Annotated in this window: 10 protein-coding genes; 2 read left to right on the forward strand and 8 right to left on the reverse strand. The window is 75.1% G+C overall.

The window, feature by feature from the left end; translation table 11 throughout:
• Window position 1: 1 nt before the first annotated feature.
• On the reverse strand, window positions 2-1,282 hold the full coding sequence (locus H0S66_RS19850; protein WP_179616890.1) for a deoxyguanosinetriphosphate triphosphohydrolase: 1,281 nt from the start codon (window positions 1,280-1,282) through the stop codon (window positions 2-4).
• 43 nt (window positions 1,283-1,325) lie between these two features.
• Between H0S66_RS19850 and H0S66_RS19855 the strand changes: the two genes are divergently transcribed.
• Window positions 1,326-2,324, forward strand: a complete 999-nt coding sequence (locus tag H0S66_RS19855) for a GNAT family N-acetyltransferase (RefSeq protein ID WP_179616891.1) — start codon at window positions 1,326-1,328, stop codon at window positions 2,322-2,324.
• Here H0S66_RS19855 and H0S66_RS19860 read toward each other — a convergent pair whose 3' ends face one another.
• Window positions 2,325-3,011, reverse strand: a complete 687-nt coding sequence (locus H0S66_RS19860) for a DUF4328 domain-containing protein (RefSeq protein WP_179616892.1) — start codon at window positions 3,009-3,011, stop codon at window positions 2,325-2,327.
• A gap of 188 nt (window positions 3,012-3,199) precedes the next feature.
• Here H0S66_RS19860 and H0S66_RS19865 point away from each other — a divergent pair, with 188 nt between their 5' ends.
• Entirely contained in the window at window positions 3,200-4,453 is a 1,254-nt protein-coding gene (locus H0S66_RS19865) for an HNH endonuclease signature motif containing protein (RefSeq protein WP_179616893.1), read from the forward strand.
• A gap of 273 nt (window positions 4,454-4,726) precedes the next feature.
• On the opposite strand, the gene H0S66_RS19870 is transcribed toward H0S66_RS19865, so the two are convergent.
• From H0S66_RS19870 to H0S66_RS19895, 6 genes are read right to left on the reverse strand one after another with little or no spacing between them, the layout of a single operon-like run.
• Window positions 4,727-6,175, reverse strand: coding sequence for an oligosaccharide flippase family protein (locus H0S66_RS19870; RefSeq protein ID WP_179616894.1), 1,449 nt, complete (start codon window positions 6,173-6,175; stop codon window positions 4,727-4,729).
• On the reverse strand, window positions 6,168-8,297 hold the full coding sequence (locus H0S66_RS19875) for a glycosyltransferase (protein ID WP_179616895.1): 2,130 nt from the start codon (window positions 8,295-8,297) through the stop codon (window positions 6,168-6,170). The genes H0S66_RS19870 and H0S66_RS19875 overlap by 8 nt, the downstream gene beginning before the upstream one ends.
• The gene (locus H0S66_RS19880) at window positions 8,294-9,814 is read right to left on the reverse strand and encodes an O-antigen ligase family protein (RefSeq protein ID WP_179616896.1); all 1,521 of its coding nucleotides are present in this window, start codon (window positions 9,812-9,814) and stop codon (window positions 8,294-8,296) included. Before H0S66_RS19880 ends, H0S66_RS19875 begins: the two co-directional genes overlap by 4 nt.
• Window positions 9,811-10,644, reverse strand: a complete 834-nt coding sequence (locus tag H0S66_RS19885) for a polysaccharide deacetylase family protein (protein ID WP_179616897.1) — start codon at window positions 10,642-10,644, stop codon at window positions 9,811-9,813. Before H0S66_RS19885 ends, H0S66_RS19880 begins: the two co-directional genes overlap by 4 nt.
• Window positions 10,641-11,933 (reverse strand): tyrosine-protein kinase family protein, encoded by a 1,293-nt coding sequence (locus H0S66_RS19890; RefSeq protein WP_180923702.1) that lies wholly within the window; start codon window positions 11,931-11,933, stop codon window positions 10,641-10,643. The genes H0S66_RS19885 and H0S66_RS19890 overlap by 4 nt, the downstream gene beginning before the upstream one ends.
• Window positions 11,930-13,057, reverse strand: a complete 1,128-nt coding sequence (locus H0S66_RS19895) for a cellulase family glycosylhydrolase (RefSeq protein ID WP_179616899.1) — start codon at window positions 13,055-13,057, stop codon at window positions 11,930-11,932. The genes H0S66_RS19890 and H0S66_RS19895 overlap by 4 nt, the downstream gene beginning before the upstream one ends.

Here is a 13,057-nt window from a genome sequence, read left to right on the forward strand (position 1 = left end):
GCTAGCCGCGGGCCCTGAGCTGTTCCCAGCGCGCCACCGCGCTCGCGTCGGTCAGCGAGGCCACCTGGTCGACGACCACCCGCAGCCGCTCGGCGTCGTCGCCGGCCTCGTGCCAGTCGTCGGCGAAGGGCCGGTCGAGGGCGTCGGGACCACGCTCGAGGAGCAGGGAGACCAGCTCGGCCATCAGCTCGCGCTGGCGCGACATCACCGCGATGCGGTCCTCGGCCTGCATCACGTAGTGGGCCGCGACCCCCTTGAGCACCGCGACCTCGAGGCGGGTGCGCTCGGGCACGACCAGGTCGGCGCGGTAGCGCACGAACGGGCCGTCGGCGGCCGCGAAGGTCGCGGCCTGCACCTCGCCGCAGAAGCGGCCGATCAGGTCGCTGGTCAGGTTCTTCAGCGCCGCCAGGCTGCGCCGCGAGGCGTCGTACGGCGTGGTGGGCCACGAGCCGACCGAGCGCAGCCCCGCGAGCACCTCGTCGAGCACGTCGTCGTCGGCGCCCGGCTCGTACCAGGCGCGGACGGTCGCCCAGACCCCTGCGGTGTCGAGCTCGGTGAGGTCGACGCGGCCGGCGACGGTGCCGTCCTCGACGTCGTGCACCGAGTAGGCGACGTCGTCGGCGAGGTCCATCACCTGCGCCTCGAGGCAGCGGCGCACCCCACCCCCGGGCACCGGGGCGCGCATCCAGTCGAAGACCGGCAGGTCGTCCTCGTAGACCCCGAACTTGTGCACCTCGCGCGGCGAGCCGTCGGCGTGCACCCCGCTGGGTGCCTCGGCGGCCCCGCGGGGCCACGGGTACTTCGTGCAGGCGTCGAGGGTGGCCCGGGTCAGGTTGAGCCCGACCGAGCGGCCCTCGGCGTCGATGGTCTTGGCCTCGAGCCGGGTCAGCAGCCGCAGCGTCTGGGCGTTGCCCTCGAAGCCGCCGCAGGCACCGCTCAGCTCGGCCAGCACCCGCTCGCCGTTGTGGCCGAACGGCGGGTGGCCCAGGTCGTGGGCGAGCGCCGCGGTCTCGGCGATGTCGGGCAGGCTGCCCAGCGCGCGCGACAGGTCGCGGGCCACCTGGGCGACCTCGAGACTGTGGGTGAGCCGGTTGCGCACGAAGTCGTCGCTCTGCGGACCCACCACCTGGGTCTTGGCCGCGAGCCGCCGGGAGGCTGCGGCGTGCACCACGCGGGCGCGGTCGCGCTCGAAGGGGGTGCGCTCGGGCGCGTCGACCCGCTTGGGCGGCTCGGGCACCAGGCGCTCGCGCGCGTGCTCGTCGTAGAGGTCCAGGGCGTCCATGGCGCCGCCACCCTATGCGGTGCCTCCCCCCTAGACTCGCGCCGTGCTGCCCCTCGGAGGACCGGACCCCACGACCTGGGACGACCTCGCGCTGGCCGCCCGCAACCTCTTCGCCACCCACGCCTGGGCCAGCACGTGGTGGGGCGAGTACGCCGACGGCGCCACCCCGCACGTGCTCGTGGACGACCCGCAGGCACCCCGGGTGGTGCTGCCGCTGCACTCGCGCGGTCGTGCGCTGCGCCAGGTGCGCTGGATCGGCCACGGCCCGGCCGACCTGCTCGGGCCGGTCTGCGCGCCCGAGGACCTGCCCCGGGCCGCTCCCCTGCTGCGCGCGGCGCTGGAGGGCGGCGACCTGCCGGCCGACGTGGTGCTCCTCCAGGACTGCCCGGTCGCCGCGCCCTGGTGGGAGCCGTTCGACGCCCGCCCGATCAGCACCGAGGTGAGCCCGGTGCTGCGCTTCGCCGAGGGCTTGACCTGGGAGTCGTGGCTGGCCTCGAAGAGCAAGAACTTCCGCGGTCAGGTGAACCGCAAGCCGCGCACCCTCGAGCGCGACCACGACGTGGTGGTCCGCCTGGCCACCGCCGAGACCCTCTCGAGCGACCTCGACGCGCTCTTTGCCCTGCACGCCGCGAGGTGGGAGGGCGACAGCCCCCTGCTCGACCCCCGCCAGCACCGCTTCACGCGGGCCTTCGCCACGCTGGCGCTGGAGCGCGGCTGGCTGCGGTTGTGGTCGATGGACGTCGACGGCCGGTGCGTCTCGTCGCTGCTCACCTTCGCCTTCGGCCCCGACGTGTACTGCTACCAGTTCGGGCGCGATCCGGAGATGGACCGCGAGTCCGTGGGCTTCGTGCTCCTCGTGCACGCCGTGCGCGACGCGCTCGAGTCGGGCGCGCGGGAGTTCCGGTTCCTGCGCGGCGACGAGGACTACAAGTACCGCTTCGCCGACGCCGACGACCCGGTCGGCACCTACGCCCTGCCGCGCGGGCTGCGCGGTCGCGCCGCCGTCGCGCTGGCCGCCCGCCGCCGCGCGGGCCAGGACTGATCAGGTGCGCGCCGGGGCGGGCGCGTGCGGCGACTGCTCCACAGCCTCGGTGACGTCCTTGACCACCAGGATGCCCAGGACCGCGGCCGCCACCCACAGGGCCGATGCGACGACGTCGGACAGGTTGGCGTTCGCGAGGGCAGAGAAGTAGTCGGGGTCGGCAGGGTCCGCGCCACCGAGCAGCACCGTGGTCACGCGGTTGGCGATGGAGGCACCGACCACGCTGATCCACCACCACAGGACGACGTTGGTCGAGGGGCCCGAGCCGCTCCGGCCGCCCAGCCGCACGTCCTCGACCATCTGGTAGGGCCGCCACAGGTTGAGCACCGGCACGAACCACCCACCGATCGCCCACCCCGACCTGTGCTCCAGCCGCGCCGGGTCCATCCGGTCGCTGCGGTGGGCCTGGAACAGCCAGATGATCATCAGCACCAGCACCATGATGTGCAGGACGACCAGCACCAGCCCGATGACGACGGTGCCGGCGTCGTACGCCGTCGCCCGGCCCTGGTCGATGGAGGCCGGGTCGGAGGCCCAGCCGGCGAAGGTGCGCCAGGCCCAGGACGAGAACACCGCGTTGACCGCGTTGCCGAGCAGCGCGAGGCCGAGGACCACCACCAACGCTCGGGACAGGGTGGACCAGCCGGAGCTGAGTGCGGGTCGGGAGGACTGCGTCGTAGTGGTCACGAGCGGGAAGTATGGGGGCTCGCCCGTCCCGACCCCAAGTCGGCCGAGCAGTCACTTCTGAACCACCGAGCAGTCAGGTTTGAACCCTCGACCAGTCACTTCCGCACCCTCGAAAAAGTTTTCGAGCCGTCTGTGGAAAACGGGGTTTGACCTGGTGCTTTGTCGGTGGCGGCTGAGATACTTCACTCATGTCGACCACCGCCGCGCACCCCGTCGGGAGTGCTGTCGCGCGGGCCCACGCGGTGCTGGACGAGGTCGCCGATATGTCGGCCTGGTCGATGAGCCAGTCCGAGACCGCGCAGGCGATCGTGGAGGCCTCGCGGCTCCAGGCACGGCTGGCCGCAGTGCAGTCCCGGCTGCTGGAGCACGCCGAGACCGTCGCGGTGCAGGAGCGCAACGCCTCGCCGTCGCTGGCGGTGTGGCACTCCAACGTCACCCGGACCACCAAGCGCGAGTCGTTCCGTCAGGTGCGCCTGGCCGAAGGGCTCGCTCGTCACGTAATGGTGCGCGAAGCGCTCGGTTGCGGGGACCTGGTCGCGGAGCAGGCGTCGGTGATCTGCGCGTCGTTGGACGCGTTGCCCGACGACCTCGACCCGGCGGTCCTCCGAGACGCGACTGCGGCGTTGGTCGAGTTCGCGCAGGTGCACGACGCGAAAGCGTTGCGGGTGCTGGGGCGCCGGATCCTCGACGTCGTCGCACCCGAGGTCGGTGAGGCCTGGGAGGCCGAGCATCTCGACCGCGAGGAACGCGAGGCCGAGAAGAGCTCGGTGTTCCGGATGCGCGAGGACGGCCACGGCCGGATCAGGGGCTCCTTCACCGTCCCGACCCTGGTCGGGCAGATGCTCGAGAAAGCCCTGCTGGCGTTCGCCGCCCCGAAGCACCAGATCGCCAACAGGGTAGGCACGGACGAGGCACCGGAGCCGGCACGCCGGCCCACCGCGCAGCGGCTGGGCGATGCGTTCGTCGAGCTCATCGAACGCCTCGACCCCAAGCGACTGCCACGCGCCGGCGGGGTCAACGCCACCGTCGTGGTCACGATGACCCTCGCGACTCTCCAGGGTGGGCTAGCAGCGGCTGCGCTCGACACCGGCGGCCGGATCAGCGCCGGGGCCGCGCGCCGGTTGGCGTGCGAGGCCGGCATCGTCCCCGTCGTCCTCGACGGGAAGAGCAAACCCCTCGACGTGGGCCGGGCCAAGCGGTTCTTCACCAAGACCCAGCGCATCGCGATGGGCATCCGCGACGGCGGCTGCACCGCCAAGGGCTGCGACGCACCACCCGCGATGTGCCACGCCCACCACGACGACCCCTGGGCCCACCACGGCCTCACCGACCTGGCCCGCGGACGCCTGCTGTGCCCGTACCACCACCGACGTATCCACGACCCCGACTACGAAGTCGTCATCGGTGGGGACAACCAGGTCACCTTCCACCACCGCACCTAGACCCAGCTCTTCCCTGCGCGAGCACCACGACGGCGTACGGCACTCCGCTGGTTGAGCAGCGAGGGCCGGAGGCTCGAGCGTCGTCGAAACCCGGTGACCCCATGGCGTACGCCGAGGTCCGCGCGATTCTTGCGGGGTCTCGACGACGCGCGTCGCTGGCGCTCCTTGCTGCTCGACCAACGGAGCGGCGTACGGGGGAACTGGCGCCGACTCGACGCGCCTCCCAGCTCGGCCACACAGCGGCGTACGCCGGGAGCGGGCGCCGGGTCGCGGTCAGGCGACGCGGCGGCGCAGGAGCCCCACGAGCACCTGCTGCTGCTCGGGTGCCAGGCGCCGCACCAGGAGCAGCCAGGTGGCGAGGTAGGCGACGGCGCCGACGAGCAGCTCGGCCAGCACCGGGAGGTGGATCAGCGCCAGCACCGCGACCAGCACGAGCGACGCCCCGCTGGCGCTGAGCAGGGGGCGCAGGACGGAGGGCCGCTCCCCCGCGCGCTCCAGGAAGACCAGGACCGCCACGGCCTGCACCAGGTACGACGCCGTCGTCGACAGCGCTGCGCCGGTCGCGCCGAGCACCGGGATGAGGGCGAGGTTGAGGGCCACGTTGATGACCAGGGCGACGCTGGAGGAGGCCAGCAGGGCGCGGTGGCGGCCCAGCACGTGCAGCAGCGAGTCGGTGAAGCTGGCCACGGCCAGCAGCAGGGCCGCCGGTGCCAGCCAGGCCAGCACCGGCGCGGCCGCGTCGGCGTACGTCGGGCCGAAGAGCAGGTCGATGACGTCGCGGCCCTCCATCACCGACACCGCGACGAAGGGCAGGTAGACGAACCCGCCGACCGCGATCGCCCGTTCGACGCCCAGGCGGCGCGTCGCACTGCTGGCGGTCGAGCTCAGCACCGGCAGCACCGCCGAGTTGATCGCGTAGGTCACGAAGAGCACCGTCTCGAGGATCCGGTAGGCGACCGTGTAGACGGCGACCGCCTCGGCGCCCTCGAGCTGGCCGAGGATGAGCACGTCGACACGGAAGAGCAGCATCAGCACCAGCCCGCTGACGCCGACCAGCACGGTCTCGTGGACCGCGGCGGCGAGGTCGGCCCGCTCCAGCCCGCGCAGCGGCTGGCGCACGTCGAGGCGCCGCGCGGCCACCACGTGGGCCAGCCAGCCGACCACGGTGCCGGCCAGGAACCCGGCCGCCACGCCCTCGGCACCGGTGCCGGCAGCGAGCGCCCCGAGCACCGCCGCGGCGGTGGCGACCCGCTGCACCACCAGGGCCGACGAGACCCCGGCGGAGACCTGGCGGCAGGCGGCCGCGGTGCGGATGGTCTGGCTCCACAGCTCGGGCAGGCCCGCGGCCAGCATCAGCGCCAGGACCGGCCACGAACCGACCGCCGGCACGCCGGCCAGCAGCAGCCCCGCGACCAGCAGCACCGGGACGGCCAGGCCGGTCTTCCACAGCTGGGTGGCCCGGAACAGCCGGGGCAGCGACTCGGGCACGGCGCTGCCGCGCCGGGTGAGGCCGCTGTCGAAGCCCCAGGCGGCCAGCGACGTCAGGACGAGCATGATCGTGAGCGCGTAGAACACCGCGCCGAAGTCGTCGGCGGACAGCATCCGCGCCGCCCCGACGGTCCAGGCGAGGGTGGCGATCTTGCCGAGCACCTCCGCGACGGCGCGCACCACCGCGTTGCGCGCGGCCCGGTGGGTCGTCGCGCTGATGACCTGCTCAGCCACCGGCTCTCCCCGCCGCACGGGCCGCCAGCCCGCGCAGGCACCCGGCCGCCTTCGCCACGTCCTTGAGCGCGACGACGACCGGCACCATCGCCCAGGTGCCAGGCACCACGTCGACGTCGCGGGCCCGCAGCGCCGGCAGCGCCAGGTAGCCGGCCGCGCCGGCGAGCACGGTCGCACGCGCGCCTCGTCCGCCCGTCGCCAGCACCAGCGGTGCCACGGCGTACGCCGAGGCGCGCACCAGGTCGCGGCTGACCAGCTGCCAGGAGCCGGCGCGGCCACCCCACTCGCCGTACTTGGCGTACATCCGCGCCATGTCGGCCAGGTCGCCGGTCTGTGCCCAGGTGACCCGGGCGTCCAGGGCCAGCGCGCTGCGGCCGCCGGCGGCGAGCACCGCGTCACCGAAGACGGCGTCCTCGGAGCTGCGCAGCCGGGCGTCGAAGCCGCCGGCGGCCTCCCACGCCGGGACGGCGCAGGCCATCGAGCGGCCGTCGAGGCGGCGGGCCGAGAAGCTGCGCCCGGTGACCCGGCCCGCGCAGCGGGTCAGCAGTCCCGGGCGACGGGCCTCGGCGATCGAGGGGAACAGCGCGACCCGGGCGGCGTCGCGCACCGGGTCGCCGCCGTCGACGTCGTAGACACCGACCACCAGGTCGACGGGGTCGGGCTCGGCGAAGGCCGCCCGCAGCCCGGCCAGCCAGCGCGGCCCCGGCGCGCAGCCGGCGTCGGTGCAGGCCACCCGGGGGTGGCGCGCCTGGGCGAAGCCGGCGTTGCGCGCGACCGACAGGTTGACGCCGGGGCCGTCAAGAAGCCGCAGGCGGGAGTCGCGCGAGACCCACGCGGCGAGCTCGGCGCCCGTCTTGTCGCTGGAGCGGTCGTCGAGCAGCAGGTACTCGTCGTCTGGCCCCAGCTGGTCGAGGACGGCGCCCACGACCTCGTCGACGTGCCCCTCCTCGTCGCGGAAGCAGGTCAGCACCGTCATCGGCGGGCCCACCAGCCCCGCGCCCGGACGCCGCGCGGCCTCGGCGAGCACCTGCACGACCCGTTGGCCGCAGGCCTCGGCGTCGGGGTGCTCGGCCAGGACGGCCCGCCCGGCCCGGCCGCAGCGGTCCCGGGCCTCGGGCTCCTGCAGCTCCAGCAGCGCGCCCGCGAGGGCCCTCGGGTCGCTCGGCGGGACCACGCGACCGGCGGTGAGCGCCATCCGCTCGACCTCCGGGTTGCCGGCGGCACCGACGAGGGGTACGCCGGCGCCGAGCGCCTCGAGCGCGACGAGCGAGTAGCCCTCGCGTCCGAAGCGTTCCCCGTCGCTGCGGGTCAGCACGGCGACGGCGTCGAAGGCGGCCAGGTGGCGGCCGGCGTCGGGCACCGGGCCGGTGAGCAGCACCCGGTCGCGCACGCCGAGCCGGTCGGCCAGCGCCTCGAGCCGCGCCCGCTCCCCCGGCTCGGTCGGGTCGTCGGGACCGGCGACCACCAGCCGCCAGGACAGCGCGCCCTCGTGGGCCAGCGCCTCGATGGCGGTGTCGACGCCCTTGTAGCCGACCAGGCGACCGAGCAGCGCCAGCACCAACCCGTCACCGGTGTCGACCCCTCGCTCCGCCCAGTACGCCGCCGCCTCGGCGCGGGGCGTCGGTGCGGGCGGGCGGGGCGGCGGGACGATCGTGGCGTCGTCGCGGCCCGTGGCCGCAGCGACCGCGCGCGAGGTGGCCAGCACCGCGTCGCTCATCCGGCCCAGGCGGGGCGCGAGCTCACGGTCCCAGGAGAAGTCGTGCTTGGCCCACACGACCGGCACGCCGACGGTGCGGGCGGCCGGGACCACCGCGGCCGCGGCCTTCACACCGTTGGCCAGCACCACCTCGGCGTCGCTGCGCCGCAGCCGGCGACCCAGGTCGAGGTTGCGCAGCGCCAGGTCACGAGCCCGCGGGCCCGTGGGCAGCACCGTCACGCTCACCCCGTCGGCCACGAGCTCGCTCCGCAGCGGCCCGTCCTCCAGCATCCACACCTCGGCCTGCACGCGTGGGCGGGTGGTGCGCAGCAGGTCCAGCAGCCAGGTCTCCGACCCTCCGAGCAGCCCGGTCGGGGTGACCACCAGCAGCCGCAGCCGGTCCAGTGGCGCGGGCTCAGGTCTCATCGGGCGTCCTCGGTGTCGGGTCGGGTCGTGGTGACCGCCACGGTGCAGGCGGCCACGAGGGTGGCGAGCACGAGCCAGACGGTCGTGAGCACCACGGGGTTGCGCAACGGGTAGTCCAGCATGCCGTGGGCCAGCACCGGCACGAGAGCGGCCGCCAGGACCCCCGGCAGCCAGCGCTCGGGCGCGCCGGCGTCGAGCGTGGCCGTGGCCCGGCGGGCCGCCGCCAGCCCCGCCCCCAGCCCGGCCAGCAGCGCCAGCAGCGCGCCCAGGCCGACGAGCCCGAACTCGACCGCGGTGTTGAGCAGCAGCTGGTGGGCGTGCTCGACCTCGAGGACCGCACCGGCGCGCAGCGCGCCCCCGGCGGCCTCGAGGTAGTAGCCGCCGGGCCCGTGGCCCAGCAGCGGCGCCTCGGCGACCAGGCGCAGGCCCTCGGCCCAGATCAGCGGGCGCTGGTCGTAGGGGTTGCTGGTGGCCTGTCCCACCGAGGCCACCCGGTCGACGACCTGGCCCAGCGGCCCGACCCCGAGCAGACCCAGCACCGCCACCCCCGCGAGCAGGCCGCCCCCGACGCGCAGCAGGCGGCGCCGCGTCGCGGGCACGAGGACGCCCAGGGCGACCACGCCGATGACGGCGCCGAACCAGGCGCCGCGCGACAGCGAGACCCCGAGCGCGGCGAGCAGCAGCACCGAGGCGACCAGGGCCAGCGCCCGCAACCGCCGCGCGGAGGCCGGTCCCGGGGGGACGCTCAGCGCCGTCCCGACGGCCAGCACGAGCAGCACCGCGCTGAAGAGGCCGAGCTCGTTGGGCTGGGAGAAGACGCCCACCGCGCGCCCGGTGACCACGCTCCCGCCGTAGTAGCTCTCGGTCGGCCCGGAGGCCAGCAGCGCCCACACCGACGAGGCGGCACCCGCCGCGAGCAGGCCCGCCACCACGCTCGTCAGGCGCCGGGTGGTGCGCACGGCGGTCAGGACCGCCACCACCAGCAGCACCAGCAGCACCAGCTGGACGTCGAGGCGGAAGGCCAGGTCGCTGTCGCGCGCCCGGGGCGTGGCCAGCACGGCGACCACGACGAACAGGCCGAGCGGCACCGCCACCGGCCACGGCGGCAGCCGCCAGTCGAGCCGGGTGGCGGCCGGCACCAGCACGGCCGCGACGACCAGCGCGGTCACCAGCTGCACGAGGTCGACCGGCCCGGCCGCGACGTGGCCCAGGGGCAGCGTGAGCGCGGCGAGCGGCACCACGAGGTCGTTGCGCCGCCAGGCCAGGGCCCCCAGCACGGGGACGACCACGAGCGCCACCGGTGCCCACGGACCGACGACGAGGCCGGCACCGGCCAGCACCAGGCCGAGCGCTGCGCCGGCCAGCGCGAGCAGCACCAGCCCGAGGCCCGCCCGCACCCGGGTGCGGACACGGCTGGGCCGTCCCGGGCCGGTCGGCGTACGCCGGCTGGGGCGGCGGGGCACGTCGCCCCAGGCCCGCGACCGGGGGCGGGGCGGGGCGACCGACGAGGGGCTCACCGGTCGTCCTGCCGCCCGCCCAGGGTGGTCAGCGCCGCCCGCACGCCGCGCCGCACGAAGGGGGCCCGGTCGAGGGCCGACCACCACTGGCGGTACCCGGGCAGCTGGACCTTGAGCCGGAACGAGGCCAGGGAGTCGGTGGCGTTGACGTCGACCCGGCTCACCGCGTGGCGACCGGCGTCGTCGAAGACCGAGAAGCCCACCTCGAAGCCCTCCCGGGCCACCGCCTCGCGGGCGGCGGCGTCGTGGGCGCCGAAGGGGTAGGCGAAGGAGCGCAGCGGGGCTCCGACCAGCTCCCCGAGCCGCCCGTGCGCCGCCCGCACCTGGTGGTCGAGCGCCGTGGCGCCCACCCCGCGCAGGTCGACGTGGTCGGCGCCGTGCACGCCCAGCTCGACCACCGGCAGGGAGTGCAGGTGGCGCAGCTCGTCGGCGTCGAGCAGCGGCTCCTCCCCCGGCCGGGGCAACCAGGTCGCCGTGCGTCCGGCCAGGTCGGAGGGCACGTAGAGCAGCGCGGGCACACCGAGGCGCTCCAGCACCGGCACCGCCAGGTGCAGCACCGAGGTGAAGCCGTCGTCGATGGTCACCAAGAAGGAGCGCCGGGGTCTCCCGGCGGGGTCCGCGAGCGCGGCCAGGTAGCCGTCGAGGTCGAGGGCGACCCAGCCCTGGTCGAGCATCCAGCGCAGCTGCTGCTCGAAGCGTCCGACCTCCACGAACAGGTTCTCGGGGTCGTCAGGGCGGCGCCGCGTGCAGAACCCGTGGTACATCAGCACCACGGGTGGTCGGCCACGCACCGCCGGGCGCGTCCGGCCGGCGGGACCCGGCTCAGTCACCGCGCGCCGTCTCGTGGAGCCCGGGGGCCTCGGCCTCGGCACGGGAGGCGTGGTTGAGGACCACGCCGCGCACCGGGACGCCGAGGCGGTCGAGCCGGGCGGCCGTTGCGCTCGACCAGCGCGGCGGGCGTGCCGGCCCGCACGACCACCAGCGCCGAGGCGGTGTGGGCGGCGACCAGCTCGCTGACCTCGCCGCCGCCCAGCGGGGCGCTGTCGCAGAGCACGGCGTCATAGCGGTCCGAGGCCCGCTTCAGCAGGTCGGGCAGGCGCCGGTCGACGAGGTCGTCGAAGCCGAGCATCGGCTCGGTGGTCAGCACCGCGACCCCGCCCTCGTCGTGCACGACCTCCTCGAGCGGGCCGCTCTCGGTCAGCGCGTCGTGCAGGGCGAAGCGGCGCGGGGTGCCCATCGTGACGCTCAGACCGGCGTGCTCGAGGTCGAGGTCGAGCACCAGGGCCGACTCGCCGCGGTCGACCAGGGTGCGCGCCAGCAGGAAGCCCGCGGTGCTGGCGCCGGCTCCCGGGGTGGCGCCGACGACGAGGACCGGCCCGGTCGGCACGCCCGCGGCCGAGGCCAGGAAGCCCGAGCGCAGCGAGCGCGCGGAGGCGAGGATCTCGCTGTCGGGGGCCACGGCCCGGCGGGGCCAGGACGAGGTGAAGGGGGGCAGGCTGCCCAGCACCGGGCCCCCCGCGGCCCGGGCCGCGTCGCCCCCGGTGCGCACCCGGGGCCGCACGGCCTCGAGCGCGTAGGCAACGACGAGGCCGGCGAGCAGCGCGGCCAGCACGAGGAGCGCCTGCAGGGTCCGGGTGCCCGAGAGCAGCCCCGGCGACTCGACGCGGGCCCCGGCCAGGACCGCGGCGTCGGCCAGCGGGTCCTCCTCGCCGATGGTCACGGTGCGCTCGGCGACGGTGCGTGCCGCCAGCAGCGCCTCGGTGCGCGAGGGCAGCGTCGCGCGCACGCTGAGGTTCCCGGACTCCTGCGAGGCCGTGACCTCGACCGCGGAGTCGAGCGCCTGGAGGTCGATGCCGGTCTCGGCGGCCACCTCGGTGAGCACCTCCGGGGAGGTCAGGGCGACCGAGTACCGGCCCAGCGCGAGCTGGACCGCGTCGGTGCTGAGCACCGCCGCTGACTCGGGGGCGACCCCGACGACCGCGACCGCGGTCGTCTCGTCGGGCCGGTTCTCGACGGCCAGCACCCCGACCAGGGCGGCGGGCACCAGGACGGCCAGCACCACCGCGGCGCGGAAGCGCAGCGCCCGGGCCAGCACGGGCAGGAACGGCAGCCGGCTCATCGTGTCATCCCGTAGAGGTCGCGGAAGGTCCGCCAGACCGGCCGCGGTCGGCGGTCCTCGTCGAGCATGGCGTAGCCCTCCTGGTGCAGGTCGGTGCTCTCGTCGTTGACGGCGTCCTTGTACCAGAAGGCCACCCCGACGTAGGGGAAGTCCTCGGCCAGCAGGATCAGCGCCTCGGCGGCGTAGCGGGCCTGGGTGGCCTCGTCGACGCCGCGGCGCCAGGGCTCGGTGTCGGGCTCGTTCTCGTGGACGCTCCAGCCGAACTCGGTGATCCAGATCGGCAGCCGGTCACCGTTCTCGATCATCGTGTCGCGCACCTCGTCGAGGTTGCGCAGGTTCCACACCTCGCCGTCGTCGACCACGCTCGGCGGGGAGTCGGCGGGGGCCTGGTAGGAGTGCACCGACATGACGTCGTAGCAGCCACCCACCCCGGCGTCGTAGGCCCGCTGCAGCCAGTCGTCGTCGTTGTACATCAACCCGCCGAAGACGACCCGGGCGTCGGGGTCGGCGCGCTTCACCACGGGGTAGGAGGCGCAGAGCAGATCGGTGTAGGTCTCGGGGTCGGTGCCGTGGTAGAAGACCTCGAGGTTCGGCTCGTTCCAGATCTCGTAGGCGTCGACGACGTCGCCCCAGCGCTGGGCCACCCGCCCGAGCGCGGTCGCGTAGTCGGCCGGGTCGTCGGGGCTGGTGTACTGCGCGGTGAACGCGTCGCTCTCCGAGGACGCCCACGACGGGGTCAGCCAGAACATGACCAGGACCTTGAGGTCGCGCTCGCGCAGCTGGTCCATCACCTCGTCGACCAGCGGGCGGCCCCAGCTGGTGTCGAACACCCCGGGTTGGGGCTCGAGCATCGCCCAGCCGATGTCCAGGCGCACCCAGCGCGCACCCGAGGCCTCGATGCGGTCGAGCACCTCGGCCCGCTCGTCGGCGTCGTAGTGGGTCCAGGTGCCGTGGAACTGCAGGCCCAGGGACGGGAGCTCGGAGGGGTCCGGCGGGTTCTCCAGGCGGGCAGCGGCGGTCGACGCGTCCGCGGCACCCAACTGCGACGTCGTCGGGTCCAGGGCCTCGGGGGCCCCGGCACCCTGCTCGGCGCGCAGCAGCACGAGGCTCGTCAGAGCCACCAC

The organism is Nocardioides marinisabuli, assembly GCF_013466785.1.
Lineage (GTDB): Bacteria > Actinomycetota > Actinomycetes > Propionibacteriales > Nocardioidaceae > Nocardioides > Nocardioides marinisabuli.